General features: G+C 61.7%; 22 protein-coding genes. 9 read left to right on the top strand and 13 right to left on the bottom strand.

Features of this window, described 5'->3' with window-relative positions; translation table 11 throughout:
* Positions 1-25: 25 nt before the first annotated feature.
* From G9U53_RS05760 to G9U53_RS05745, 4 genes are all read right to left on the bottom strand, one after another.
* Positions 26-1,216, bottom strand: a complete 1,191-nt coding sequence (locus tag G9U53_RS05760; protein WP_165638435.1) for a lipid-transfer protein — start codon at positions 1,214-1,216, stop codon at positions 26-28.
* Positions 1,213-1,686, bottom strand: coding sequence for an OB-fold domain-containing protein (locus G9U53_RS05755; RefSeq protein WP_007730419.1), 474 nt, complete (start codon positions 1,684-1,686; stop codon positions 1,213-1,215). The genes G9U53_RS05760 and G9U53_RS05755 overlap by 4 nt, the downstream gene beginning before the upstream one ends.
* A 212-nt stretch (positions 1,687-1,898) precedes the next feature.
* On the bottom strand, positions 1,899-3,626 hold the full coding sequence (locus G9U53_RS05750; RefSeq protein ID WP_165638434.1) for an FAD-dependent oxidoreductase: 1,728 nt from the start codon (positions 3,624-3,626) through the stop codon (positions 1,899-1,901).
* 33 nt (positions 3,627-3,659) lie between these two features.
* On the bottom strand, positions 3,660-4,667 hold the full coding sequence (locus G9U53_RS05745) for a diiron oxygenase (RefSeq protein WP_003943163.1): 1,008 nt from the start codon (positions 4,665-4,667) through the stop codon (positions 3,660-3,662).
* Between the two features lie 217 nt (positions 4,668-4,884).
* Between G9U53_RS05745 and G9U53_RS05740 the strand changes: the two genes are divergently transcribed.
* Complete coding sequence (locus G9U53_RS05740; protein WP_165638558.1) at positions 4,885-5,787, top strand: SDR family oxidoreductase; 903 nt, start codon at positions 4,885-4,887, stop codon at positions 5,785-5,787.
* A 111-nt stretch (positions 5,788-5,898) separates the two neighbouring features.
* Here the strand turns inward: G9U53_RS05740 and G9U53_RS05735 are convergent, their stop codons facing one another.
* Together G9U53_RS05735 and G9U53_RS05730 are read right to left on the bottom strand one after the other, a co-directional pair.
* Positions 5,899-7,137, bottom strand: a complete 1,239-nt coding sequence (locus G9U53_RS05735; protein WP_165638433.1) for an HNH endonuclease signature motif containing protein — start codon at positions 7,135-7,137, stop codon at positions 5,899-5,901.
* A gap of 62 nt (positions 7,138-7,199) precedes the next feature.
* A complete protein-coding gene (locus G9U53_RS05730) occupies positions 7,200-8,186 on the bottom strand; it encodes a hypothetical protein (RefSeq protein ID WP_165638432.1) in 987 nt (328 codons plus the stop codon).
* A 484-nt stretch (positions 8,187-8,670) separates the two neighbouring features.
* On the opposite strand from G9U53_RS05730, the gene G9U53_RS33880 reads away from it, so the two are divergent.
* On the top strand, positions 8,671-8,805 hold the full coding sequence (locus tag G9U53_RS33880; RefSeq protein ID WP_256082940.1) for a hypothetical protein: 135 nt from the start codon (positions 8,671-8,673) through the stop codon (positions 8,803-8,805).
* Between the two features lie 638 nt (positions 8,806-9,443).
* Here the strand turns inward: G9U53_RS33880 and lanKC are convergent.
* Positions 9,444-12,026 (bottom strand): class III lanthionine synthetase LanKC, encoded by a 2,583-nt coding sequence (gene lanKC, locus G9U53_RS05725; RefSeq protein WP_165638431.1) that lies wholly within the window; start codon positions 12,024-12,026, stop codon positions 9,444-9,446.
* A gap of 368 nt (positions 12,027-12,394) precedes the next feature.
* Here lanKC and G9U53_RS05720 point away from each other — a divergent pair, with 368 nt between their 5' ends.
* Genes G9U53_RS05720 through G9U53_RS05710 form a run of 3 tightly spaced genes read left to right on the top strand, consistent with a single transcriptional unit; the run spans position 12,395 to position 15,018 of the window.
* Complete coding sequence (locus G9U53_RS05720) at positions 12,395-13,588, top strand: acetyl-CoA C-acyltransferase (protein ID WP_073513459.1); 1,194 nt, start codon at positions 12,395-12,397, stop codon at positions 13,586-13,588.
* A 28-nt stretch (positions 13,589-13,616) separates the two neighbouring features.
* Positions 13,617-14,378: a 3-hydroxyacyl-CoA dehydrogenase gene (locus G9U53_RS05715; protein ID WP_003942978.1), complete on the top strand. Its 762-nt coding sequence runs from the start codon at positions 13,617-13,619 to the stop codon at positions 14,376-14,378.
* 13 nt (positions 14,379-14,391) lie between these two features.
* Positions 14,392-15,018, top strand: coding sequence for a TetR/AcrR family transcriptional regulator (locus tag G9U53_RS05710; protein WP_065455052.1), 627 nt, complete (start codon positions 14,392-14,394; stop codon positions 15,016-15,018).
* Between the two features lie 85 nt (positions 15,019-15,103).
* Here G9U53_RS05710 and G9U53_RS05705 read toward each other — a convergent pair whose 3' ends face one another.
* Together G9U53_RS05705 and G9U53_RS05700 are read right to left on the bottom strand one after the other, a co-directional pair.
* On the bottom strand, positions 15,104-16,726 hold the full coding sequence (locus tag G9U53_RS05705; protein WP_003943212.1) for a long-chain fatty acid--CoA ligase: 1,623 nt from the start codon (positions 16,724-16,726) through the stop codon (positions 15,104-15,106).
* Between the two features lie 101 nt (positions 16,727-16,827).
* On the bottom strand, positions 16,828-18,513 hold the full coding sequence (locus G9U53_RS05700; protein WP_165638430.1) for a dihydroxyacetone kinase family protein: 1,686 nt from the start codon (positions 18,511-18,513) through the stop codon (positions 16,828-16,830).
* 54 nt (positions 18,514-18,567) lie between these two features.
* On the opposite strand from G9U53_RS05700, the gene G9U53_RS05695 reads away from it, so the two are divergent.
* Positions 18,568-19,431 (top strand): patatin-like phospholipase family protein, encoded by an 864-nt coding sequence (locus tag G9U53_RS05695; RefSeq protein WP_058038372.1) that lies wholly within the window; start codon positions 18,568-18,570, stop codon positions 19,429-19,431.
* Positions 19,428-20,282 (top strand): LLM class flavin-dependent oxidoreductase, encoded by an 855-nt coding sequence (locus G9U53_RS05690; RefSeq protein WP_047269366.1) that lies wholly within the window; start codon positions 19,428-19,430, stop codon positions 20,280-20,282. The genes G9U53_RS05695 and G9U53_RS05690 overlap by 4 nt, the downstream gene beginning before the upstream one ends.
* 1 nt (position 20,283) lies before the next feature.
* On the opposite strand, the gene G9U53_RS05685 is transcribed toward G9U53_RS05690, so the two are convergent.
* Complete coding sequence (locus G9U53_RS05685; protein WP_165638429.1) at positions 20,284-21,294, bottom strand: GntG family PLP-dependent aldolase; 1,011 nt, start codon at positions 21,292-21,294, stop codon at positions 20,284-20,286.
* Between the two features lie 335 nt (positions 21,295-21,629).
* Here G9U53_RS05685 and G9U53_RS05680 point away from each other — a divergent pair, with 335 nt between their 5' ends.
* Positions 21,630-22,190 carry an HNH endonuclease gene (locus G9U53_RS05680; protein WP_165638428.1) on the top strand — a complete coding sequence of 187 codons (561 nt, stop codon included), beginning with the start codon at positions 21,630-21,632 and terminating at the stop codon, positions 22,188-22,190.
* Complete coding sequence (locus G9U53_RS05675) at positions 22,180-22,437, top strand: WhiB family transcriptional regulator (protein ID WP_007730463.1); 258 nt, start codon at positions 22,180-22,182, stop codon at positions 22,435-22,437. Before G9U53_RS05680 ends, G9U53_RS05675 begins: the two co-directional genes overlap by 11 nt.
* Before the next feature lie 4 nt (positions 22,438-22,441).
* On the opposite strand, the gene G9U53_RS05670 is transcribed toward G9U53_RS05675, so the two are convergent.
* The 3 genes from G9U53_RS05670 to G9U53_RS05660 all read right to left on the bottom strand — a co-directional run bounded on the left by G9U53_RS05670 (position 22,442) and on the right by G9U53_RS05660 (position 25,617).
* Positions 22,442-23,863, bottom strand: a complete 1,422-nt coding sequence (locus tag G9U53_RS05670; protein ID WP_030536132.1) for a DUF2252 domain-containing protein — start codon at positions 23,861-23,863, stop codon at positions 22,442-22,444.
* An 80-nt stretch (positions 23,864-23,943) separates the two neighbouring features.
* Positions 23,944-24,267 carry a DUF6292 family protein gene (locus tag G9U53_RS05665; RefSeq protein WP_003942947.1) on the bottom strand — a complete coding sequence of 108 codons (324 nt, stop codon included), beginning with the start codon at positions 24,265-24,267 and terminating at the stop codon, positions 23,944-23,946.
* Positions 24,268-24,336: 69 nt separating this feature from the next.
* Positions 24,337-25,617, bottom strand: coding sequence for an NAD(P)/FAD-dependent oxidoreductase (locus tag G9U53_RS05660; protein WP_347570803.1), 1,281 nt, complete (start codon positions 25,615-25,617; stop codon positions 24,337-24,339).
* Between the last annotated feature and the right edge of the window lie 7 nt (positions 25,618-25,624).

Raw genomic sequence — 25,624 nt, 5'->3', positions numbered from 1 at the left:
CGACCGCCACGAAAGTAGAACAGGGTCAGGCGGAAACGATTACCGAGGAGCCGTGTCCGAACAGACCTTGGTTGGCGGTGATACCGATGCGGGCGCCTTCGACCTGACGGCCTTCGGCCTGTCCACGAAGCTGCCAAGTGAGCTCGCACACCTGCGCAAGTGCCTGTGCGGGAACGGCTTCGCCGAAGCACGCGAGACCGCCGGACGGATTGACCGGGACGCGGCCTCCAATACTGGTGTCACCCGCACGCAGGAGGTGCTCGGCCTCGCCCCGCTTGCAGAGGGCAAGGTCTTCGATCCAGTCCAGTTCCACGGAGGTAGCGAGGTCGTAGACTTCGGCGACGTCGACGTCCTCGGGAGAGATCCCGGCCTCTTCGTATGCGGCGTAGCCGATGGATTCCTTGAACGTGCGCTCCGGAGCGGGAACGGCGGAGCTGGAATCGGTGGAGAAGTTCGGCATGTCCATGATCGTCTGGGGGAACGTCGGCGTGACCGTCGAAATAGCCTTGATGCGAACAGGTTCCGCGATGCCCATCTTGCGGGCGTATTCCATCGACGTCAGCAAGATTGCGGCGCCGCCGTCGGACGTCGCGCAGATGTCGAGCAGGTGAAGGGGATTGGACACCACGGGGGAGGCCAACACGTTCTCGACGGTGACTTCCTTGCGGTAGCGCGCATTCGGATTATTGAGTCCGTGCTTGGCGTTCTTGACCTTCACGTTGGCGAAGTCCTCCGCGGTGGCGCCGTAGAGGTCGATGCGACGACGCGCGTTGAGCGCGAAGTACGCCGGGTTGGTCATACCCATGAGGCGGAAGCGCAGCCAGTCCGGGTCGTCCCAACGCTCACCGGCGACGGGAGCGAGGAAGCCCTTCGGCGTGGTGTCGGCGCCGACGACCAGGGCAACTTCGCTGAGGCCGGCCAGGATTCGTGCGCGAGCGGTGTCGAGTGCCTGGGCTCCCGTCGCACACGCGGCGTACGACGTGGCGACGCGAGCGCCGTTCCAGCCGAGTGCCTGGGCGAAGGTGGCTCCGGCGACGTATCCGCCGTACCCGTTGCGGACGGTCTCGCCGCCGACGATGAAGTCGACATCCTGCCAATTCACACCCGAATCGGCGAGCGCGGCGCGAGCGGCCGCAACGCCGTATTTCACGAACGACTGCCCCCACTTGCCCCAGGGGTGCATACCGACACCGAGTACTGCGACGTCCTTGCTCATGACTGCAACTCCTGATCGGCGGCGACAGGCTTCCAGCGCCACGTCGTACGTACTCCGGTTTCGTCCGTGTACAGCGGCTCGACAACCAATTCGACGGTATTGCCGACCTTGAGATCGTCGACGCCGAATCCGTCGGCCACCTGGCCGAGGATGACGATGCCCTCGGGCAGTTCGACTGCTGCGAGAGCAAAAGGCTCGTACGGATCCGAGCGCGGGATGTACGGCGGCGGGGGCTGGTACTGCGCGTCGGTGTACGACCAGACAGTGCCGCGGCGGGAGAGTTCCACGTCGTCGAACTCCTCGCTGAAGCAGCTCGGGTTCTTGCAGAACGTCGCCTCACGAGGGAAGGAAATGGTGCCGCAGGATTGGCACTTCGTGCCGATCAGAGCAGGTTCGTCGCCGGTGGTGAACCAACCCTCTACTGCAGGCGTCACACTCCCGTTCGGCGCCGGCGTTGCAGTCTCGCTCATGCAATCCTCATCTGGTTGGCGAGCCTGATCCGGGGGATCGTGGGCCCGCTGTGCCGCTTACTGGAACAGGTTGCAGTATTACACGATTTCGGCCGCTGACGGGCAAAAATTTTCGCTGAGTGGGACGCTGCCGGAACGCAGACGGCCCCGCCGGGCAGACGAGTCTGCAGGCGGGGCCGTGTGCGTGAAAGTAGCTGTTTACCTGTAGCGGATCAGCGAGCGCGAACGGGTCGACCGAATCGACGCGTCGGTTTCACCCGGGCCGCAGCGTCGAGGATGGAGGTGATCTCGACCTGATCCAGAACCTTTTCGCGGACACGGTCGTGCGCAGCGCCGCGTTCCAGTTCCGCCTTGTCGATGGCATGCCAGCCCTCGCGGTCGACGACGTCGGACTGTCGCGCCCGGACCAGACGATCGACTGCGGAGTCGTCGGCGACCGGGTTGGTCAGGCGTCCGTCGTTGAAGTCGTCGACGAGCATCCTGATCGTTTCCTGCGCGCAGGACTTGTTGGTGCCGATGAACCCACTCGGTCCGCGCTTGATCCAACCGGTCGCGTAGACCCCGGTGGCGGGATCACCGTTCGGAGCTTCGAGGACTCGGCCGTTCTCGTTCGGAATGACCGACGCACGCTCGTCGAACGGGACGCCGGGGATGGGCACTCCGCGGTAGCCGATCGAGGTGAGGACCAAGCCGGTATCGATGGTCTCGGTATCGCCGGTTGCTTCGATCTGCACGGTTCCGTTTGCGTCGACAAGAGCGTTGCGCGCGAACTCGATTCCGCTGACCTGATCGTCGCCGGTGATCGAGGTCGGCGTGAGCAGGTAGCGCAACGTGATGCGCTTGTTGCCGACGTCGACGTGATCGCGGTTCTTCAGGGCTTCGAGGAGACGCAACTTCTGCTCGACGGCATGCGGGAGTTCGTCGCGTTTTGCCAGTTCTTCGGTGGCCGAGTCGAGAACCATGTCGTCGGGTCCGACAGAGAGTTCGATGTCCGGCAGTGCCATCAGGCCGGTGAACTCGGGGACCGTGAACGCGGACTGCGCGATTCCGCGTCGACCCACGATGACAACTTCTTCGACGCGACTCTTCCGCAGAGCGGCGAGTGCGTGAGCGGAGATGTCGGTACCGGCCAACTTCTCGGGATCGGCCGTCAGAATGCGAGCGACGTCGAGCGCGACATTTCCGTTTCCGATGATGACCGCGCGGCGATGTGAGAGGTCGAAGACGTCGTCGGCGTGATCGGGGTGGCCGTTGTACCAGGCTACGAAGTCGGTGGCCGAGGCCGTGCCAGGCAGATCAGCGCCCGGAATGCCGAGACCACGGTCGGACGAAGCGCCGACTGCGTAGAGCACCGCATGGTGATTTTCGAGCAGTTCGCTGTGCGAGATGTGCTTGCCGATCTCGACGTTGAGGTAGAACTCGAAACCCTTTTGTGCGGCGATCTTGTCGAACAAGCGAGTGACCTGCTTGGTCTTCTGATGGTCCGGAGCAACGCCGGCGCGAACCAAGCCGTAAGGCACAGGAAGGCGATCGAAGACGTTGACCTGCACGTCAGGCTGAGTCAGTAACTCGTCCGCGGCGTACATCGCCGACGGTCCGGAACCGACGATGGCAACGCGCAACGGCGGTCGGCCCTTGTCGACGTGGGCTGCCGGGATGACCTTGGCGAGAAGCGGCCTGGGCCGCTCTTCCTTGTAGAAGTCCGAATTGATGGACAGGAAGACTCGCTGCGGGTCGGTCAGCTTCGACTCGGGGACGATGGCGTCGACCGGGCAGGCCGAGACGCATGCGCCGCAGTCGACGCAGGCCTGCGGATCGATGTGCAGCATCTCGGCGGTGAGGAAGTCCGGCTCGTCCGGCGTCGGATGGATGCAGTTGACCGGGCAGGCGTAGACGCACGAGGCGTCGCTGCAACAGGACTGCGTGACTACGTGTGGCATGGCGCTATGAGTCCGATCTCGACTGTCCGGGAGCTACGCGGCGGCGTTGTGCGAGCTGCGGTGAGGTTCGCTACGGAAGCGTGATGCGCGGCCGTCCATCTTGCAGGCCTTCCACACCAGGCGCGAGGCACGGTTCATCAGGCCGGTGTCGGTGGCCAGCATGCGGACGTCACCGAAGTAGTTGCGCAGGGTCTGTCGCGACTCGGGCAGATCCCAGAACAGGTCCTTCTTCACGGACTTCGGGATGTCGAACTGCTTCCAGAAGGACTTCGGCGGGATGACGATGGCGTCACAGAGAATGCGCATGACGATCGGGAACAGCAGCGAGAGGACAAACCGGTTCGGGCGTGACATCAGCGGGATGCGACGGCTCAGCAGCTTGTGCGCGAACGAGATGTGACGCGCTTCCTCGGCTACGTGGATGGCCATGACCGACTGCATGATCGGGTGAATCTGGCCGCCGGCGCGCAGGATGCTCTTCTGAATGTGGTCGATCGGCTCTTCACCGGCGAGGACACCGACGAAGAACAGTTCGGGGAACGGACCCGCAGCGAGGGGGATGAAGGGTGCAAGCATCTTCATCGGACGGCTCATCCCGGGAGCGTCGGCACCGATGCGGTTGACCATCTCCTGGAACATCATCGTGTGGTTGCACTCTTCGACCGACTCGTGCGTGCAGTAGCGCGCCTCGGCCGAATCGTTGGGCAGTGAGAAGACGTACTGCATCATGCCGCGGATCAGGATGTTCTCGAATTGGAGACCGACCTTCGCGACATTGGCCTGGCGCCACATGCCGATTTCGATCTGCCTGGCCTCGGACTGCGACTGGTACCACGGGTGTGCGCCCAGCGGGTCAGTCTCGGCCGGGAGGATCCAGCGGCGATCGTTCGGGACGACGGCAAACTCGGGGGAGTCCCAGTCGATGTCGAGGTACGGGTCGAAGTGCTTGTGCACCGAGCCCTCGGACAGGAGTCGAAGCGTCTCGTTGTACGAGTCGTCGGATGCTTCTCCGCGCTTGTCGAGCGGCGATGTGAGCGTCATGGCGTCTCCTCTTCGTTTCGGTCACCGCTGGTATTTCTCGCGGTGTTCGGTGGAATCGAGGGCCGGTTGTGTGATCGCTGGCACTCGGTCTGGGTTTAATGTAACCCGAGGTATCAGGAAAAGCTAGTGGCAGATACTCCTGAATCCCGACGAATTCTTGACACGGCCGAAACGGCGCCATAACTTACTTTTGAGTAATTTCCGCGGTGCGTCCGAAGTGGGCTGTTCAGGGACGGGTTCGCACCGAATCGCACGCGAAGATCGAACCGAGGCCGACGTGATCAGATCGATTCTCAGCAATCTTGCATTGAGACCTCCGACGCGTCTGCGCTCACTTGTTCCGTCTCGCGGCGTCACGCTTTCCGACAAGACCATCGTCCTGACGGGAGCCTCGTCGGGGATCGGTGAGGCGACAGCTCATCTTTTGGCTCGTCGGGGAGCCGAGATGATCCTGGTCGCGCGCGGTGAGGAAAACCTCGAACACGTACGGGACGAGATTCACCGCAGGGGAGGATGGGCACACATCGTGCCTGCGGACCTCTCCCGCGGTGAAGCCGTTGACGAACTCGCGGAGACGATCGCGGATCGATTCGGGTCGGTCGACATCCTCGTCAACAATGCGGGTCGCTCGATCCGGCGTACCGCGTTGGATTCGGTCGACCGATTCCATGACTACGAGCGCACCATGGCGCTGAACTACTTCGGGCCGTCAAGACTGACGTTGCGGCTACTGCCCGCGATGCTCGAGGCGAAGTCCGGACACATCATCAACGTCGGAACCTGGGGAGTCACTGCGGGCGTGATGCCCAGGTTCAGCGCCTATCACGCGTCGAAGTCTGCTCTCAGTGCATTCGGCCGAAGCCTCGGCGCGGAATGTCACGGCACCGGTGTCGATGTCACCACAGTGCAATTCCCACTCATACGAACACCGATGATCGCGCCGACGGCGGATTACGTGAGCCAGCCGGCGCTGACGGCCGATCAAGCTGCATCGTGGATCTTGAGGGCGATCAATACGCGTCCCGTCGAGCTGTATCCGCGGTACGCGGGGCTGTTACGAGCGATTGACGTTGTATCCCCTTCTGCCACTGACGCTCTCGTGCGAAGGGCTGGGATCTGAGGGGCTGGGATTTGAGGGGTTGGGATTTGAGGGGTTGGGATCTGACCAGAAACGTGCACCAGCACCGGGGCATGGTTCGTCCCCGGTGCTGATGTATTCGATTGTCGCGATTCACGCCGCTGTGGGTGGGCTGTTCCCGCCGATCGGCTGTTGATACGGATCGATCGACATCGGTGGATAGAACACCGTCTTTCGATCCGGTCCGATCTCCACCCGCCACTCCGTGTGATGCAGCGTCTGGTGGTGATGACCGCACAACAAGATCAGGTTGTCGAGATCTGTTGGGCCACCATCGTTCCAGTGAACAATATGATGGGCATCGCACCACCCCGACGGAGTTCCGCACCCGGGAAACGCACACCCACCATCCCGAACCGCCAACACCCGCCGCTGCGGCGCCGTCGCCGTTCTCACTTCCTTGCCGCAGTCGAGCGGAACACCATTCTCGTCCAACAAGATCCGCGTCACGGTGCAGTCGCACGCCAACATCCGCGCAGTGTCGATACTGATCGGGCCCACCCAATCGGTCCACGCAAATCCGAGTTCTTCGGTGGACGGCAGGAGGTCTTTCAACGCCTTGAGGTCGGTCATGTCTTTCGCGGACGCGGTAACGGTGATGTGCGGTTTCACCCCGCCTTCGATCGGACCCAACCCCGCCCGCTCGTACCGGCGCAACAACTCGCAAAACCCGTCCGCACGCCGTAATGCCGGCGTACGGGTGTCCTTCACGCCGTCCTTCTCCGGCGTCGGAGCCGACAGGCTCGACAACAACGTGATCAACCGGGCCCCGTTGATCGCATCCAGATCACCCTTCACAGTGACCCGCCCGTACAAGCCTTTCGAGGCGTAGAACTCGTTACGTTCGGAATCCTCGCCGACCGGGACGCCGTCCTCGCGCTTGCCGTACTGCTTCTCGATCCGCCGAATCGCCGCCCGCACCGCATCGCAATCCGCGATGTTCTTCGACGCCAACCCCAACAGAATCCCGCGAGCCTTGTCCACATCCGCCAGGGTCATGTTCTTCGGCGGATGCTGACAAAACGACGCCACCTGACGGGCTTTCAACGCATCCACGTCACCGCGATGAAACGCATCCGCGACAACAGGTTCGAGCATCAACAACCGCGCCAACCCGACCAGCAGACTGCACTCACCGATCTCCAAATTCGTCGAACCATGCAACCACTGCGCGATCGCCCGAAAACCCTTCCCGCCGAGAACCTCACGGGAAAACATCTCCACGATCAGCAACACCAACCGCGACTGCAACTCGTGCCGGACACGCACCAGATCCAGAACCTCCCCCTTGAGGCCCTCGCCATCCAGCTGCCACGCATCCCGACTGTCCATGCCGAAAGCATAATCGAACAAAGTTTCGAACACAAGAGAATGTGGATCGAAAATTGCTGCTATCAAATCGATTTCGACATTTCGGACAGTCGGTTATAGGCGGGTCGCCGACGTCGTCCACGTGCGCCGACGAGTGCGAGCGCCACCATCAACCCGGAGCACAACAGCATCACGGCAGTCTCGATGAACTGAAATTGCCAGTACCGGCTCTGTGGGTGATAGATCACGGCATAGTGATCGATTCCCTGTTCTCGAAGGCAGTTGTCGACCTCGAGGTCTTGCTGCTTGCGATCGGAATTGTCTGAGCCCCAGCACATTGTGTAATCGGCGTCGATCATGTTGCCATCCGTATCGGCGAAGCCGGCATCGATGACCCACCTCGAGTCGAGATTTTCATACGGCGACGGTGCATATTCCGCTGCACGTGCCAGTCCGTCGATGGGTTGCACTTCAGTGTCGGGGGCCAAGTAATGCTCGCGCATCGTCGCGCTCAGTGCGACGGGCACGATCAAGAACGCGAGAAGAGTCATGACCATCGCGAAGGCGGTGTTGCGGATGAGCAATGCGGCTGCGCTGCCGGTAGTCATTGCTAAAAAGGTGTAGGCGCCGACGACGATTCCCGTCGTCTGAAAATTGGGGAACTCCATCAAGGAAAACGAGGTGGCCTCATTTGTTGCCGCCTGTCCCCGGCCAAGCGTCTGGGTCCAGCCGAGCACCAGGCCCAGGACTGCCATCGCAAGGGTGATGGGAACGAAGACCACCAGGACCCGCAAGAAATACCATCGAACAAGGCTGGTGGACTCGAGAAAATCGAGGTTTTCGGGACCCTGCTCGAAGTCTCGGGCGAATGTGGTGACGCCGACCAGCATTCCTGAGGCGAACGGTAGTAGGAGTACGAGAAGCGTCGTCAAGGTGAGAGCGGTGTCGGCACGGCAACTGCCACCTCCGTCGTACCAGCGTGAGCAGATGTCGCCGAAGTCCCAACTCTCGCCCGAACGCTGAACGAACCAGCCTGAAAGTGCGGCTGTCAGGATCAGGAGGAATATCATCGCCAGTGACCATACGATCTGCCCTCGGCATTGCCGCCAGGTCGCGTAGATCATCGGCGAATGCAGCTCGGTGAAGTGTGGATGCGTTCCATGATGAAACGATACCGTTCATTCTGTAACGGGCCTGCCACGCGGAACCGCCAGATTTCGACATTTTGTGTAGGACTTAAGTACGAGTTCACCTATGAGTAAATCGTCTAATATCCTACTTAAGGTGGGATCTTTGAAATAAAGCGCAAAAACTGGCACATGTTCTAGGATTTTGTCTACGGTTACATCCACATCGTGATCGCTCGGCCCCAGATCCCGCAATACGGGCGACGGATAATAGTACCGACGACATGCGAATGTCCGTTGCGAAGGAGTGGGAAATGTTAGTTCCGTTCTTGCAGGCGATTCTGAATTTCGCCTACGGGTCAATCGATGCCGGTGGAGTTGTCATCGACGGACTCGTCGGAATCTCGAGCGAATAGGAGGATGTGAGATGAATTCATCTGATCTGGGTTCGGTTTCGGCGCTCTTGCCCATGATGCTGACTGCTTTCAAGTCCATCATCACAATGCCTTTCGCGCTCTCCGTGGACTTCGGCCTCGACGTCCCGTTCAATCCGTTCAAATAGATTAGGGAGGGCGAAAATGGGTTCCTTGGAAGATGTTTTTGGTCTTTTCACCGGGTCACTCTCAGCGATCCACGTCAGCTTCTTCGAGATGCTGACTGCATTGTCGAGCGACGGGTGGGTGCAGGGATGACCTTCCGATCCGCCAACTCGCAGCTTAAGGAGGTGAGTATCTGATGCTTTTTTCTTTCTTGAGTAATGCTCTGGGTTCGCTTCGAGATGTCAGCGGCTTGGCAGTGATGGGAAGCATGATGATTCCCTCGTTCAGCGCGGAATGACATTGCAATACGGGTCGCTTCGTCGATAGTCGACGCGGCGACCCGTATTTTCTTTTCGATATGGATTGTAAAAGCCGATACCCCGGACTTGCTCCGAGGTATCGGCCTGAGGTCAGAGGCAGAAGAAACTGAGCGAACTGATTGCCGCATTCTGCTCGAGTTGGCCGGCATCTCCGACGTTGCCGGCGGCGACTGACAGATCTTGAAGGGAGAGAATAGCGTCCATTGTCATTTCCTTTGTTGATCGGCACGTTTACCGATGGATTTGATCGATCGAATTGTCTTGCGGTGCTGATTCCATTTCAGGTTTTCGGCCTGATGCTTCTGTGCTCCAATCTTCCGAGGTGATAACTTTCCGAACAACTAGGAGATGTGGCAATTCGACGCGCACATCAGTGGAAACGACTGTCGGACAGTTGGCAATCCGGCATGACGGAGCAATGCCAGTATTCCCGCAGATCCGGTTGCCCAGTCTGTCGAGAGTCTCAGGTTCTGTTCACCTGGAAAGTGCAGGCCTCCTGCGTGATTGAGGCTGTGCAAGCCCAGAAGCTGAAACTGCTGTGCAAGCGTCTGTTCACAATCGGCGCCGGCGTATGGAGTCTTGGAGAGTTCGCTGAGGAACAGAATCAGCCCGGCTCGCCCGTTGAGTAGTCCGGCTTGGGCAGTGAATTCGACTGTGGCGGCGCGGGATATCGCACGCACCGCAGCTGCGTAACGCGGTTCGTCGACATGGCGCAGAAGTTGTAGAAGTACCAGGCCCACACCGACAGACCCGGATCCGAGATACGGCATCGTCCGGCGCTCCTCTCTCAGCTGCATCGACCCGTCAGGGCACATCGACATCACAGACAAATCGATGTCGACGAGCTGGTGTGCGTGTTCCAGCGACCGAGGATCACCGCTCAGTTCGTAGTGGCGAGTCCAGAACAGCGCTTGTCCGCTCGGTCCCCGCATCAGCCCACCTCGGCCGGCCACTGCCCAAGACGCCCCGTCGGTGTTGCGGACATGCGCGCAAGCAGCTGAAATTCGTTCGCGCAGAGTTTCAGTCACGACGGCGAGAGTGGGTGACACCATCGGCCGTGAAACCGATTCCTCGAGTAGGAGGCAACCGATGCCGGAAAGGCCGTCGAAGAGGCTGGAGTCGAGCTCGTCGAGTGGAGCTTTGCACAAAGTCTCGACCCATCTGTCGGCAGTCGAGTCTCGCCCTAGTTGCCGAAAGGTATGCACCGCACCCGCGAGCCCGTCGAAGAAGCCGAACTTTGGTTGAGTATCCGAATCAACCTGATGTTCAGTCCATTTCAGAACTGACTCCAAGGTGTCTGCGGGAAGCTCATCGGCGAGCAGGTTTCCGCACGAGCCGTGCGCAATGCCGTAGCCGTTCACTTCGAACTGGGCGATGTCACCGGGAAAGAGTCGATCAGGGCGGGACAGATCCAGCGAGGCGAGGATGCCGCAGCGCAATAGAGCGGCCGCCCGTTGCAGGTTTTCCCCGGGCGACGTGTCCCAACGATGCGGGCGATTCTCCGGCTCCGGCGCCTGTACGTCGAGCATCGAATAGAGCGAGGCACCGAAGGCACGAGGAAGATCGAATCGAGACACCGCATAGTCGATGAGTTCGGGAATCTTGTTGCAATCGAGAGGGAACAATGTAGTAAGTGGGACAAAGAGTCCCAGCTCGATGCATCCCAACGAGTATCGATCCGCCGCGATTCCTGTCAACTGTCGAGGTGCTCTGTACCCGGGAGCCCCGGTGGACCGGGGCGGATGCTCGTCGATGTTGTGGGCCATCTCGAAGTCGATGATCCGAATACCGGACGGTGAGCACATGACGTTGCCAGGGTGAAGATCGGCATGAACGATTCCGGCGTTGTGGAAGCTCTCGACTGCGGTAGTCAACTGTTGTGCAATGTCGAGTGCCCAGGTTCTGTATTCCGTTCGGGAACTGAGTGTCTGGTCCGCGCGTATCAGTGGGTGGCGGAGCGCAACTTCCTGATTCAGGGGAGTGCCGGCAGCGCGCTCGGTGACAAGGAAGTGGTGTCCCTCGCGCTCGAACAAGCTGATCGCAGAAGGTGTGTACGGGTTGTCGGCAAGGTGAGTCAACTTGTCGTACTCGTTACGGATGCGGTCGATTGCGTACCGGCCGTTTGCGTCCGGGGCGGTAAAGGGACGGCCTTCTTTGATGACCAGATCGATGCCGGCGTCGTCGAATGCGGAGTAGATCCCCCCGCTGTTGCTGAAGTGCAGGGCTTCATTGATCGAATAGGGGAATTCGTCATGTGATTTCAGCTTGTCTTGCTGCGCGCGAACGAAGTCCGGGATTTGTACCCAGTCCGGAGTTCTGAAGGAAGTGCCGCGCACATCGGGTTCGAGCGATCCGTCAGGACGCCGAATTGCGGGGACGCGATCGCCGAATGAATCGTAGGTCTGCATGGGCAGATACGCGCCGTACCGTAAGTAGAGCGGTCCCCGGTTCCATCGCACATCGCTGAGGATGTACGGCCCGTCGGCACCGGTGACAAGCTTGTCCAGTTCGGTGATGACACGTTGTGTGGCAACACCATCCGCCGGATAGATCGTGATGAATTTTCCGCTGGAAGTTCGATTGGCCTGCTTGCTGTTGGACAACATGAGGTCTGCTGCCGTCCGAAGAAATTTGAACGGCACATGATTGTGACCGCAATACACGGAAACGGTATCGAGCAGCTCCTGCGCGTTGGCTTGGGTAGCGGAGCAGTGAATCTTCCATCCTTGTTCTGGCAGCAGACCGTCGGGCGGTTGGAAGTAGTTCCACGGTCCACTTTGGGGACCGCGCCGCCAGAGCGACCAATCCACCGACTTCGCGGGGATAAAGTGCTGGTCAGTTGATGTATCTGGTCGGGTGACCGTTCTGATTCGGTCGTAGAAATGCGGGTCGGCACGCGTGAAGGCAACGTATCGCAGGTCCACGCCAAACCTCCCGGTCAGTCCCCCTGCGGTTGTCATCGATTGGTGCCACGCCCCGAATCCCCTGTGGCTTGGATTGCTTGTGGCGGAAGGTTATCCGATTCCGGACATTTCGGGCGAAGATTGAAAACCTATCATTCGAAAGTACTAATGAATGGCGTGGGCCAGGCGAGGTCACTGATCGCCCAGCTTTTAGTCGGCCGCATTTGTTTCGAGTTCGGAGGCCCCCTCTTGACGAGAGGATCAAGTCGGTGGTAGTTCTTTAGCGAGCGCTAAGTCAGGGTGCTCCCTCGATCTCGGTCCGGTACCCGGCGCCACGAAACTCGGGTGCCGGACCGCCCCAGCAATGCACGTCCTCGAAGGGAACGAAGATGACCAAGGCAGTGATCGTCGATGTAGTCCGGATCGCGTCCGGCAAGGGAAAGCCGGGCGGCGCACTGTCCGGGACGCACCCTGTCGAACTGATGGCCCACGTTCTGCGTTCCATCACCTCGCGAAACGGCCTCGACCCCGCCCTGGTGGACGACGTGATCGGCGGTTGCGTCGGACAGGCCGGTGAGCAGGCACTCAACATCACCCGCAGCGCGGTCCTCTCGGCCGGATTCCCCGAGTCGGTACCCGCCACCACGATCGATCGCCAGTGCGGATCAAGTCAGCAAGCTGCGCACTTTGCGGCGCAGGGCGTGATCGCCGGGGCCTACGACATCGTGATCGCGGCAGGCGTCGAATCCATGAGTCGTGTCCCGATGGGTACCACGACGATGGGGAAGGACGCTTCCGGTCCGGGCGTCGCTGCTCGCTACCCCGAAGGCCTGGTCAACCAGGGCATCTCCGCAGAATTGATCGCCGCCAAGTGGAAGCTTGACCGCGACGCTCTCGACGCATTCTCCGCGCAGTCCCACCAGCGGGCAGCAGAGGCAGCGGCGAAGGGGCTCTTCGACAAGGAGATTCTGCCGATCTCGGTGACCAACGCCGCCGGTGAGACCGTCTCGCATACCGTCGACGAGACGGTTCGCGCGTCTACTACCGCCGAGGGACTCGCCGGCTTGAAGCCGTCGTTCTACTCGGAGAAGTACGCGCAGCGCTTCCCCGAGGCGCAGTGGTCGATCACTCCCGGTAACTCGTCGCCGCTCACCGACGGCGCGTCCGCAGCACTGATCATGAGCGAAGAAATGGCGTCGAAGCTGGGGCTGACGCCGCGAGCTCGTTTCCACTCCTTCTCCGTTGCGGGCGATGACCCGATCTTCATGCTCACCGCACCCATCCCAGCCACCCACAAGGTGCTCGCTCGCGCGGGTCTGAGCATCGACGACATCGACACCTACGAGGTCAACGAAGCCTTCGCTCCCGTTCCACTCGCCTGGGCTCACGAGTTCGGCGCCGACCCGGCAAAGCTCAACCCGTGGGGCGGCGCGATTGCACTCGGCCATGCCCTGGGGTCCTCGGGTACTCGTCTGCTGACCACGATGGTCAACCACCTCGAGGCCACCGGCGGACGCTACGGATTGCAGACCATGTGCGAGGGCGCCGGCATGGCCAACGCCACAATCATCGAACGCATCTGAAACACATAACCTTTCGAAAGGAACTCTCATGATCGTCAACGACAGCGTCGCCGTCGTCACCGGTGGAGCATCCGGCCTCGGCCTGGCTACGACCAAAGCCCTTCTTGCCGACGGTGCCAGCGTCGTCATTATCGACCTTCCGTCGTCCAACGGTGAAGCCATCGCCAAGGAACTTGGCGACCGGGTCCGCTTCGCGGCGGCAGACGTCACCGACGAGGCTGCGGTCACCGCGGCACTCGACGTGGCCGAGTCCCTCGGACCCCTGCGCGTGGCAGTCAACTGCGCCGGAATCGGCAACGCAGTCAAGACGGTCAGCAAGAAGGGCGCTTTCCCGCTCGACGCGTTCAAGAAGGTCATCGACGTCAATCTGATCGGCACCTTCAACGTCCTTCGTCTTGCTGCGGAACGTATTTCGAAGACCGAGCCGATCGACGGTGAACGCGGTGTCATCATCAACACCGCTTCGGTCGCAGCGTATGACGGCCAGATCGGGCAGGCTGCGTACTCCGCGTCGAAGGGCGGCGTCGTCGGTATGACGCTTCCCATCGCCCGTGACCTCGCGTCGCTGCTGATCCGCGTCAACACCATTGCACCAGGCTTGTTCAAGACCCCGTTGCTGGCCGGACTGCCCGAAGCAGCCCAGGCGTCGTTGGGTCAGCAGGTGCCTCACCCCTCTCGCCTGGGTGATCCCAGCGAGTACGGCGCGCTTGCTGCGCACATCGTTTCCAACCCCATGCTCAATGGTGAGACGATCCGCCTCGACGGTGCAATCCGTATGGCACCGCGATAATTTCGGCTATCACATGACTGGCGAGGTGGAGTCGGTGAGCTCGGTGGCAGTGGACTGGAGGTCCTTCCCGCCGCTGGTGATGACCGACATCCTGATGGCTTCGCTCGAGCTTTTCGACGAGAATGGTTACCACGGCACGACGGTGCGCCAGATTGCCAATCATGTCGGGGTAACCGTTCCCGCGCTCTACTATCACCACGCGAACAAAGAGGCAATTCTCGTCGCTTTGTTCGAGGTCTCGATGAGTGAGCTGAATACCAGAACCGAAGCGGCAGAAGCGGAGGCCGGCGAAAATCCGGTACGACGCTTCGCCTTGGTGGTGGAGGCGATAGTTCTCTATATGACCCACCGGTCGCGGCATGCTGCGTTGGACACCGAGATTCGGCATGTCTCACCGGAAAGCCGAAGTCGATACGCCGCCAGTCGTAAGCGGCTCGAGTTGCTGATGCGCAGGATCGTCGACGACGGTGTGGCATCGGGAGATTTCGCGGTCACCGATACCGAAGAGACCGTCCGGGCAATACTCGGTATGGCGCAGTCACTGCCGCGTTGGTTCCAGACCGGCGGTCCGATGTCACCGTCGCAATTGGCGGAGAAGTACGTCGATATCGCTTTTCACACGGTCGGCTATCGGCCGTAAAGTGCATCGCTCGTGAACGAAGGTGGGCAACAGGTGAAAACCTGTTGCCCACCTTCAGTATTCATACTTCGGCATTCACTCGGTGTCAGAGTCGCGTAACTTCGAGTCCGCCCTCGTGGTAGTCGGCGCGAAGGCGTTTCTTGTCGAACTTGCCGACGCTCGTCTTCGGGACTTCCTGGACCACGGCCCAGTTCTCGGGCAGCTGCCACTTGGCAACCTTGTCCGAAAGGTACTGTTGCAGTTCGGACATGGTGGTTTCGGAACCAGCGCGAAGAACAACCGCAACCAACGGGCGCTCGTCCCACTTCTCGTCCGGCACGCCGATGACGGCAGCTTCGGTGACGTCAGGGTGACCCATGACGGCGTTCTCGAGGTCGACCGAGGAGATCCATTCGCCGCCGGACTTGATGATGTCCTTGGAGCGGTCGGACAGGCTCAGGAAGCCGTCGGCCGTGATGGATCCGACGTCACCGGTCTTGAGCCAGCCGTCGTTGAACTTGTCTTCCGCATCGACGCCGTAGTACGACCCGGTGATCCAGGGGCCGCGCACTTCGAGCTCGCCGACGGAAACGCCGTCGTGTGCAACAACTTTGCCGTCATCGTCGATGAGACGTGCCTCGACGGATGCCGGGAAGCGGCCCTGAGAGTAGCGGTACTTCCACATCGCGTCGCCGGTGACACCGGCCGGCGGGCGGGCGACGGATCCGAGTGGGGAGGTTTCGGTCATGCCCCAGGCGTGCAGGACGGAGACGTTGTGGTCGGCTTCGAATGCGTGCATGAGGGCCGGCGGTACCGCGGACCCACCGATCAGAACCTCGCGCATCGAGGAGATGTCCTGCGGGTTCTGCTCGAGGTAGAGGTGCAGGCCCTGCCAGATGGTGGGGACGGCTGCGGCGAACGTCGGCTTCTCGCTGGCGATGATCGCAGCCAACGGGGCAGGCTGGAGGAAGCGGTCGGGCATGATCAGCGAAGCACCGATCATGAATGCGGCGTAGGGAAGTCCCCACGACATGGCGTGGAACTGAGGCACCACGGCGAGTGCACGATCGCCCTGCGCGAGGTTGGGGCCGTCGCTCATGCAGACCTGCATGGAGTGCAGGTAGATCGAACGGTGGGAGTAGACGACGCCCTTGGGGTCACCCGTGGTGCCGGACGTGTAACACATTGCGGCAGCGCTCAGTTCGTCGACCTCGGGCCAGTCGAACTCGGTGGGCTGATCGGCGATCAAGCCCTCGTAGGTGTGAACCTGCACTCCCTCGGGAGCTTCGAGTCCTGCAGTGGAGGAGCCGGTGACGACGATGTGTTTGACGGTGGTCAGCGACGGAAGCTGCGGAGAGAGAAGCGGAATCAGGGACGGGTCGACGATGATCACGCGGTCCTCGGCGTGATTGGCGACATGGATCAACTGCTCGGGGAACAGACGAATGTTCAGGGTGTGGAGCACAGCGCCCATCGAGGGGATCGCCAGGTACGCCTCGAGGTGCTCGGAGTTGTTCCACATGAACGTGGCGACTCGCTCGTCGCCCTCGACGCCGAGCCCGCGCAGGGCGTGCGCGAGCTGAGCACAGCGCTTGCCGACGTCAGCGTAGGACACACGGCGCGGGCCGGACTCGGTCCACGTGACAACCTCGGAGGCGCCGTGAACGGAGGCACCGTGGCGGAGAAGTTGAGCAATGGAGAGGGGGGCGTCTTGCATGGTGCTCAGCATGGGCTGCTCCTGTGTGGTGTGTGAGACCGGTGCTTTTGCCCACGGGCCGTCACAAACGATGTGCTGTGGCTGCCAGATTAGTCACAGCCCCGAAGTGCTCGCTAGTGACCCACTGCACTGGCGAAGAACCACGCTATGAGTAGCGCTCCCGGATCGACTACTCCGCGAGCGGCTTCGCCCACATAACTTGCACGTCCGCGGTTCGCGAGCATGGTTTCGGTCGACTCCGCCCCGGCCGCTGCGGCTTCCGCTGCGCTCGCCAGCGCAGCATCTCGATCGGCTTCCGAGCTCACGGATTGCTCCAACGACTCGACCGCCGGAACTATCGCGTCGACCATCGTCTTGTCGCCGACGCGTGCGCCGCCGAGCGAGGTGATGTTGTCGAGTCCCGCTCGCGCTGCAGCCGCGATCGCGCCGAGGTCGAGTTCGGAGTCCGCCGAGTCTGCGGCCACGCGGAAGAAATGCCGGAACCAGATGCCGAACAATGCGCCGGAGGTGCCACCGGCGTGGCCAAGGTACGCCTGTGAGACTGCATCGAATATCGTTGCGGTGGAGTACGTGTCACGGATCGCCGAGATGTCGAGTTGATCCAGTGCGGCCACCATGTTGGTCCCGAAATCGCCGTCGCCCGCTCGTCGGTCGAGATCGGTCAGTGCCGGTTCCTGATCCAGTACCTTCTCGGCCCAGTCCGCAATCCAGCTTCCGACGAAGCTGCTTTCGGCGGTGCGTGAGGTGTCGGGTGTGAATGTGGGACCGAAAGATTCGCGCGTGCCCATGCCGGTGTACTCACGCGCTATAGCATTCGGCCAGGCGGGCGCTTTTGTTGGTGCGTCCCATAATTCGAGGATTTCTTTGTCTGTGCGAACAAGGGTGATGGACGCGCCTGCCATGTTCAATGCAGTGACGAAGGTTCCGATCAGTGTCCGCTCGATGTGAATTCCCTGTTCGTCCAGATAATCTCCGAGTTCGGCGAACAGAAGTTGCAACTCCAGCGGGTGGGTGGCGCCGAGACCGTTGACGACGGCGATGACGCGGTCGCCTTCGGCGAGACTCAGGGACTTGATGATCGGGTCCGTCAGCCGCCGCACCAATTCCGGTGCGGGCAGGGCGTCCACGCGTTCTGTGCCGCGTTCGCCGTGGATGCCGATACCGAGTTCCACCTGACCCGCCGGCAAGTCGAACGACGGCTCGTCAGCCCCCGGCAAAGTGCATGGGCGAAGGGCGACGGCCATGCTCCGAGCGGAGTGCGCGACGTGTTGTCCGATCCGGGTCACCTCGGCCAGGTCGTCGCCGCGGGCGGCGGATGCGCCGCAGACCTTCTCCACCACGATGGTTGCCGCAGTACCGCGTCGTCCCGGACCGCTGCCGTCTGCGCGTTCGGTCGCGACGTCGTCGTCGACCAGGACGACGTCCGTATCGATCTTGTCCTCGCGTAGCAACTCTCGGGCGATACCGAAGTTCATCACGTCGCCGGTGTAGTTCTTCACGATGTGAAGGACGCCGCCGCCGGCGTCGGCAGCCTTGGATCCCTCGTGGATCTGAAGTGCATTGGGTGAGCTGAAGACCAATCCGGGGCAGACGGCTGTGAGCATTCCTTCGCCGATGAATCCGGCGTGCATGGGTTCGTGGCCTGAACCGCCGCCGGAGACGAGCGCGACCCGTCCACGGGGAAGTGGCCTTGCGCGTGTGAGGTACCCAGGGTCGGGATTCCACGCGATGTCGTCGGTGGATGCGATCAACCCACGGAGTGCGTCGGGAACAAATGTCTTTGCGCTGCGCATGAACATCACTTCAGAGTAGGTCTAACGTCGACTTCGGGCACGGATCACGATCGACGAGAGGTGGACGGCGTGAAATTGGGGTTGGTACTTGCCGGTGGCGGCGTTGCGGGAATCGCCTGGGAAACAGGTTTTCTGTTGGGCCTTCAGGACAAATCACCGGACACTGCCGCTGCGCTGCTGACGGCGGACGTGTTGATCGGCACTTCCGCAGGTTCCACGGTGAGCGCTCAGATAGCGAGCGGCGTGACACTGCAAGAGCTTTTCGACGCACAAACAGCGGAGGCCACCGGGGAGCTCGACCCGAAGGTCGATGTCGAGGTACTCGGTCAGATGTTCGTCGACGCGATCGCAGGATCGCAGGACCGGGCCGAGCAGCTCCGTTTGCTCGGCGAAGCAGCGATGAGAGCCGATACCGTCGAACCTGCCGTGCGTCGCGCGGTCATCGAGGCGAGGCTGCCCAATCGGTTGTGGCCCGACCGGGAGTTGCGCATCCCGGCGATCAACGCACAGACCGGTGAGTTGAGGGTGTTCGGCAACGCTGACGGCGTAGAACTGATCGACGCAGTCGGAGCAAGTTGCGCCGTACCAGGGGTGTGGCCGGTAGTCGTGATCGAGGGCGAGCGGTACATGGACGGCGGAATGGCGAGTGGCTCGAATGTTCATCTGGCTGCCGACTGCGATGTGGTCGTGGTTCTTTCACCCGCAGCCGACCCCGCCCCGAATCTTCTGGGCGGCAGTCTACGAGAGGAAATCGACGTGATGACGCCCTTGCCCGTGCTGCCTGTCTTCGCCGACGACGCCGTCGTCGAAGCGATCGGAACGAACTCGCTTTCACCGACAACCAGGCGCCCCGCAGCCGAACTCGGCCGCGAACAGGGCCGTCGAACCGCCGACGAGATCGCCGCGTTTCTGGTGACGGCATGAGCGCCGCACGGATTGCCGTCGTCGTGCGCCCGGAGCAATCTCCGGAAGATCTGGTTCGACATGCCAGGTATGCAGACGAAGTCGGTATCGACGAGGTCTGGTTGTGGGAAGACTGCTTCTTCGGCGGAGGAATAGCCACTGCTGCAACTGTATTGGCTGAGACCGATCGCGTGGGTGTGGCGATCGGTGTGCTGCCGACCCCGATGCGCAACACCGCGATCACGGCGATGGAGATTTCAGCGCTGGCCAGAGTTCATCCGGATCGACTACGGGTTGGCTTCGGTCACGGCGTTCAGAGTTGGATGCGGCAGATCGGGGCCAAAGCCGAATCGCCGTTGACCCTCCTGCGGGAGCAGTTCGGAGCAGTCGAGCGGCTACTGGGCGGTGAGTCGGTGACGGTGTCCGGTCGATACGTGAATCTCACGGACGTCACGCTGGCGTGGCCACCGGAGACGGTGCCGCAGTTGCTCGTCGGCGCCACGGGGCCAAAGACTTTGGCGCTCAGTGGCGAGTTGGCGCAGGGCACCGTGCTCTCGGGTGGGACGACCCCGGACGGCGTGCGTCGGGCGATCGCTCACATCGGGGCGTCGGATCACGAGGTCGTCGTCTACGTCATCTGTGCTTTCGGTTCCGGCGGTCGTGAGCGCGCCCTTGCCGAGGCCGCAGCGTCCGGTAGCGAGTCGCCGGAGGATGCGATTGCCGTGGGCAACGCGGCCGAAGTCGCGGCAGCAGCACGGCGATGGGTTGCAGCAGGTGCAACCACCGTGGTACTCCAACCGACTGTTGACGAGCCGGATGTCCGCGAGTTCATTCGCTTTGTCGCGCAGGAGGTTCAACCCCTGGTGGCGTAGTTCAGAAGGTTACTCTGGACAGAACCGCGTCGATGTCGGCAGTGCTCACGTCGCGATGCGTCACGAACCGAACCTTCCCGGCAACGGTGACCGCGCCGACATCGACACCGGCGAGCTGAGCAACGGTGACCGACGGATCAGCTGTCGCGGCCAGAACGATGTTGGTGGCAGGTTCGTCGACGGCCCAACCGCGTTCACGAAGCCCCGACGCGAGGCGCTGCGCGTTGTCGTGATCGTCGGAGAGGCGAGCTTGTGAGCGCAACGCGACGATGCCGGCTGCGGCCAGCACTCCGCCCTGACGAACGCCGCCGCCGAGCATCTTGCGGATCCTTCGGGCTTCGGTGATCAATTCGGGTGATGCGGCGAGTATCGAGCCGACCGGCGCACCGAGTCCCTTACTCAGGCACACCTGAACGGTATCGGCGCCGGAAGTCAATTCGGTGGGCGAAACATCGAGTGCAGCAGCGGCATTCCAGAGACGGGCGCCGTCGAGGTGAATCTTCAAGCCGCGTGATCGCGCTGCGTCGACCAGCTTCGTCCATTCGGTCGGATTCATGACGGCACCGCCGGCGAAGTTATGAGTGTTCTCGAGACAGAGCAGCGTGGTGTTCAACGCGAAGTACGGGCCGGGGGAGCCCGCCGCCTTCACAACAGTCTCGGGGGTGGGACGTCCGGGTCCGCCGTCGTGCGGCAACGCCATCGGCATTCCCTGGGCGAGCCAGGCAGCGGTGCCCAATTCGGAGCCCAAGACGTGAGAGTGTTCCGGTGCCAGGAACTGATCGCCGCGGTGAAGGTGCAGCATCAGCGCAATTAGGTTGCCCATCGATCCGCTCGGCACCCACAGTGCCGCCGGTAAACCCAGAGTGTGCGCCACCTCTTCCTCGAGCGCCGCCATGGTCGGGTCGTGATCGAGGACGTCGTCACCGACCTCGGCGTCGGCCATCGCCTTCCGCATCTCCGCATCGGGCTTGGTGACGGTGTCCGAGCGTAGGTCGATGTACGACGAAGTCATGGCTCATTCGATCAAGCCGCGTGTTCCGGCGTCAAACCGCGGTATTTCCAGGACGGCTCTTCCGGCCTGATAAATCGATATCGCTGAGGATGCCTTCCGTGTGATGATGAGCGTCGGCAATAGCCGGTGACGAGAACAAGAAGTGGAAGGGGACAGGCATGCGCGACTGGAAGCAAGCGTTGCACCTGCGCGGGCACTCACCCCGCGGTATTTCCCATCCCGCATTCGGGGAACAGAGCGGCGCTGGATATATGCCGTTCCCCATTTCTTGCATTTGCTCCTGACCCGTCTTCGTGTCCAGGAGTTTCACTCCTCGACACGAACTGAGAACTCTCATGCGGAACCCGAACCGCGCACTTGCTCACAGTTGGATGAACCGCCCCGTCCGGGTACTCAACGCCACGTACGAGTACCTCGGTGAAGTGAGCGCCGATCGTGCGGTCGTCCTGATCGCCACCGGTTCCGCGCAGTCCACCGAAGACGTGACCCCGATATTTCCGGTGCGCTCCAAGCACGTCGAAATCCCACTGCCGAGGACGATCCTGCTCGCCGAGTACGTGTACGTTGCTCACCGGGTGACGGTCACCGATTCCAGTCGGGCCACTTTTGCCGGTGTCTTCGACCGGGACGGTCGTCAATGTGCGTACTGCGCCGCCCGGGCAACGACCATCGACCATGTCCAGCCGCGGAGCCGTAACGGGCCCAACACGTGGGGAAATCTGGTGGCGTGCTGCAGTTCCTGCAATCAGCGCAAGGCGGATCGCACTCCGGCCGAGGCCGGTATGCGGCTGCTGTGGGAGCCGAAGGCACCTCGGCGCATCGAGAAAGTGCAGCAGAAGATCTGGCGCGAATTGAGTCGGACGTGCCAGTCGAAGGGAGCCAGTGATGTGCGCTGACGAAATCTCCAATTTGGCTGAGCTTTTGCCGATCTCGGACGACCGGACGTGGTGGCAGGCGGAATGCCGAGGAGACCCCGAGCCGGACCGGTGGTTTCCCTTTCCGTCCGAGGGATACGACTACGCGACCGACGTGTGCAACAGGTGCCCGATTGTGGCTTCGTGTCGTGAATTCGCCTCTGCCACTGGTCAGACCGGAATCTGGGGTGGAGTGAAGTTCGAGCAGGGCAGGATTGTCGCGGCGTGAGGGATCAGATTCCCGGCTCCGCGGCGATCGTGCCGGCCGACACCGCCCGGCACAGAGCGTCGTGGTCACGTTCGGTCTGATCGGCGTAGAGCCGAGCAAACCGGGTGAGGGCGGTGTCGACCGTGTCCGAGGTTCCCAGGTAACCGGAAATCAGTGACGCGCCACTGGTTCGTGCGTGTCCCTTGGCCAGTAGGCGACCGCAGATCGCGACATAGTCGGTCAAGGCTGCTGCATCGATATTGTTCAGGTCCACAGAACCTTTCATGTTCCGGAACTGACGGACGTAGTACTGGCGGTCGTCCACGGTGCACCACCCGAGCAGTGGATCGCTGACTGTCTGGAGAGCCTGCTGGTATTCCGCGACGCGTCGTCCTTGGTGGTCGTGCCAGGCCGAGTCACCGTGCACGAAGGGTGCAACGACGGATCGGCGAGCCTGCTTGAGCTGCAAGAAGATGACGTCGTCCGGGATGCTCCCTTCGCACAGGGCCACATAGGCGCGCAGAGCGACACTCCCGACTCCGACAACCCGGTGCGCGACGTCGATGACGTTGTATCCCGAGACGACTCGGCGCCAGTGTGGTGCAAGGGTTTCGAGATACTCGTCCAGACCCTCCAGGAGGAAGTCGGTGTCCTGCGGCGTGAGTCGTGTTGTGAGCGGCGGGTTCTCGACCAACTGGCGCCGTCCGTGATCCTCGACGGTGAACCGCGGCACCGCATGGTCACTCGTACGCCGCCGGGCGCGCTCCGCGGCGCGCCTGATCTCGGCCAGCAACCCAGGATCGGTGACGTGGTCGGTGAGTCCGTCGAGATCGACCCGGTCGAAGGAGCGATCGAACAGCGGACGCTCGGAGAGCTTCGCCAAGTGGAGGCGATACGCGGACACACACGAGGTTGTTGCTGTTTCGCATTGAGCTTCGGTGAGACCGTTCTGTCGACCGGCCACCCAGATGCTCGCAGCCAGCCTTCGTAGATCCCATTCCCAGGGGCCGGGATGTGCTTCGTCGAAATCGTTGAGGTCTATGACAAGTTCGCGTTCCGGAGATCCGTAGAACCCGAAGTTTCCGACGTGCGCATCTCCACAGATGACGGGAGTGATGCCGGTGGACGGCAGCTGCGCCATGTCCTCTGCCATCAATCCGGCGGTACCGCGCAGGAATCCGTATGGCGAAGCGACCATTCGCCCCACACGGATCGGAACCAACCAGTCGAGTCTTCCCTCGTGTGCCGTGTTGACCTGATCGACCGGGTCACGTCGATCGGATGGGGGCGTCCAGTCGCCGAGCGACGATCGCGCCACTCGCTTGCGCAGGCCTTTCCCGATCTTGCGACGCTCACTGCGCGGCGTCTGACGCGCCCGCAAAGTCGCCCTGCCGTCCGGTTCGTTCTCGAGAGCCAGCTGACCGGCAGGCCTGTTCAGCGGGTCCATGTCGGGCTCTCTTTCGTCGGGCGTGCGAAACTCGCGCTCGATCTTATGCCCGCCGGATTGTGCGCCGCGCGACGAGTTCCTTAACTACCCGCCTGGGCAATCAACTCGACAGCGCGGTCGGCGCACAGTTCAGGATCCGGCATTCTCCCGATACCGAGGCATTCGACAACGGCGAACGACGCATCCGGTGTGGTTTCCACGCCGAGCGCCCACCCGAAGTAGTGATTCCAGGCGAGTACGGCTCGGTGGCCACTGTGCTGCGGAATCTCGCTGCCCAGAACGAGTACTGCGTCGAACGCGGGGCCGTCGCACCAGATGACCGATTCGGCGAAGGTGGAGCTGGCGACGGCGACTACGTACCTGTGACAAGTCGATTCACTCGGAATGGCGATGTGTGCACGCATGGTCGCTCCTCCGGCTCGGTTGCGATCGGAGGGTTCCCCGTTGCCGGCGCCGAAAAAACGCTTGTCAGATTACGTCCCGGCCACAGATCTACGACGCAGACGGTGCCTGAGATGTTTTTGTGCTGCCCGCGCGACCGAGCGAGTCGAGAGATACTGTTCGGCCGGTATCAACCGGGAACCGAACAAGTAGAACCTTCGGGCTTCGTCGTGGTCGTGGGTGGCCGCGGAGATGAGCAGACGTTCGATCGCGGTGAACTTTCGCCCACCGGCGTAACCACTCATGTAGTCGATGTGATTCGTCATACTCGCTCTGGCGCTACGGTATTCGGTCAATGCAGCGTTCACGTTCCGATGTGAGTCGAGTGTGTCTGCCGGCGTCTCCGTCAGCATGTGCGCGGTCGCATCGACCAGCATCTGAGCGGTCTCGAGTGCCCACGAGCATCCGATACCCCACAACGGGTCGTTGGTTGCCGCAGCGTCGCCGATGAGTGCGAACCCGTTACCTACGGGTTCGGTGAGGGTTGTGGAGAAGTGTTTGGTACCAACGATCTTCCCGACGATGTGCTCTCGCCGAACAAGCGGAGCGCCGGGTAATGCGTTGGCGTACTCGAGGAAAGCAGTAGACAGGTCGTCAGCGAACGAGCCGAGCTTGTCGAGGGCAGGGAAGACCACCAGCACGCTGATTCCGCCGTCGTTGGGGAGCAGATAGGCGACGTCGGGATCCATGAACCACGACAATGACGTTTCTCCGCCGGGTCGTTCAAGTCCGGAGAGTTGGGCGAAATAGCTGAAACGCCCGTTGGATGCAGTCACGGAGTCGCAACGAGCGGATCGTGCGACGGTCGAATCCTTGCCGTCCGCTCCGACGGTCAATCGTGCTTCGACAGTGAAGACCGAACCCTGTTCGGTGCCGTAGACGCCTGCAGTAGTGCCGTTCTCGGTCAGTAGTCCGGAAACGCGATGCCCGAGAAGAAGGTCGACGTTCGGGTAGTCGTTCGCGAGTTGGCGCAGTAGGGGGTCGAGAGTTTCCCTTCGGACGTTGAACCCAGGTGGCGGTGAGTTCTCTGCGGCATCAGGGGTGATTCTTCCCCACGGGGTCCAGAATGTCGGAACGGTTTCCACCATTCCCAGGGCGAGCAGTTTTTCCGTGGCGCCGAGTCGTTGCAAGATCGGGGCACCGCACGGTTGCAGGTGGTGAGTGCACAGGACTTTGTGCGCCCGGATGTCGGAGCGAGCGTCGAGAAGCGCTATCCGCAGACCTTGCTGGGCGTACATGATTGCGGCCGCGCATCCCGCGATGCTCGCGCCGACAATCACAACGTCATACTTTTCCCGTGCCTTCGAAGTCACTCGATCA

The sequence above is a fragment of the Rhodococcus sp. D-46 genome (assembly GCF_011290655.1).
In the GTDB taxonomy this organism is placed as follows: Bacteria; Actinomycetota; Actinomycetes; order Mycobacteriales; family Mycobacteriaceae; genus Rhodococcus_F; species Rhodococcus_F qingshengii.
This window is presented reverse-complemented; position numbering and strand designations above follow the sequence as displayed.

Excerpts from the sequence above, each read along its gene's own strand:
- G9U53_RS05760 (WP_165638435.1), bottom strand. The coding sequence starts at position 1,216 with ATGAGCAAGGACGTCGCAGTACTCGGTGTCGGTATGCACCCCTGGGGC.
- G9U53_RS05755 (WP_007730419.1), bottom strand. The coding sequence starts at position 1,686 with ATGAGCGAGACTGCAACGCCGGCGCCGAACGGGAGTGTGACGCCTGCA.
- G9U53_RS05750 (WP_165638434.1), bottom strand. The coding sequence starts at position 3,626 with ATGCCACACGTAGTCACGCAGTCCTGTTGCAGCGACGCCTCGTGCGTC.
- G9U53_RS05745 (WP_003943163.1), bottom strand. The coding sequence starts at position 4,667 with ATGACGCTCACATCGCCGCTCGACAAGCGCGGAGAAGCATCCGACGAC.
- G9U53_RS05735 (WP_165638433.1), bottom strand. The coding sequence starts at position 7,137 with ATGGACAGTCGGGATGCGTGGCAGCTGGATGGCGAGGGCCTCAAGGGG.
- G9U53_RS05730 (WP_165638432.1), bottom strand. The coding sequence starts at position 8,186 with ATGATATTCCTCCTGATCCTGACAGCCGCACTTTCAGGCTGGTTCGTT.
- G9U53_RS33880 (WP_256082940.1), top strand. The coding sequence starts at position 8,671 with ATGAATTCATCTGATCTGGGTTCGGTTTCGGCGCTCTTGCCCATGATG.
- G9U53_RS05720 (WP_073513459.1), top strand. The coding sequence starts at position 12,395 with ATGACCAAGGCAGTGATCGTCGATGTAGTCCGGATCGCGTCCGGCAAG.
- G9U53_RS05715 (WP_003942978.1), top strand. The coding sequence starts at position 13,617 with ATGATCGTCAACGACAGCGTCGCCGTCGTCACCGGTGGAGCATCCGGC.
- G9U53_RS05710 (WP_065455052.1), top strand. The coding sequence starts at position 14,392 with ATGACTGGCGAGGTGGAGTCGGTGAGCTCGGTGGCAGTGGACTGGAGG.
- G9U53_RS05705 (WP_003943212.1), bottom strand. The coding sequence starts at position 16,726 with ATGCTGAGCACCATGCAAGACGCCCCCCTCTCCATTGCTCAACTTCTC.
- G9U53_RS05700 (WP_165638430.1), bottom strand. The coding sequence starts at position 18,513 with ATGTTCATGCGCAGCGCAAAGACATTTGTTCCCGACGCACTCCGTGGG.
- G9U53_RS05690 (WP_047269366.1), top strand. The coding sequence starts at position 19,428 with ATGAGCGCCGCACGGATTGCCGTCGTCGTGCGCCCGGAGCAATCTCCG.
- G9U53_RS05685 (WP_165638429.1), bottom strand. The coding sequence starts at position 21,294 with ATGACTTCGTCGTACATCGACCTACGCTCGGACACCGTCACCAAGCCC.
- G9U53_RS05680 (WP_165638428.1), top strand. The coding sequence starts at position 21,630 with ATGCGGAACCCGAACCGCGCACTTGCTCACAGTTGGATGAACCGCCCC.
- G9U53_RS05675 (WP_007730463.1), top strand. The coding sequence starts at position 22,180 with ATGTGCGCTGACGAAATCTCCAATTTGGCTGAGCTTTTGCCGATCTCG.
- G9U53_RS05670 (WP_030536132.1), bottom strand. The coding sequence starts at position 23,863 with ATGGACCCGCTGAACAGGCCTGCCGGTCAGCTGGCTCTCGAGAACGAA.
- G9U53_RS05665 (WP_003942947.1), bottom strand. The coding sequence starts at position 24,267 with ATGCGTGCACACATCGCCATTCCGAGTGAATCGACTTGTCACAGGTAC.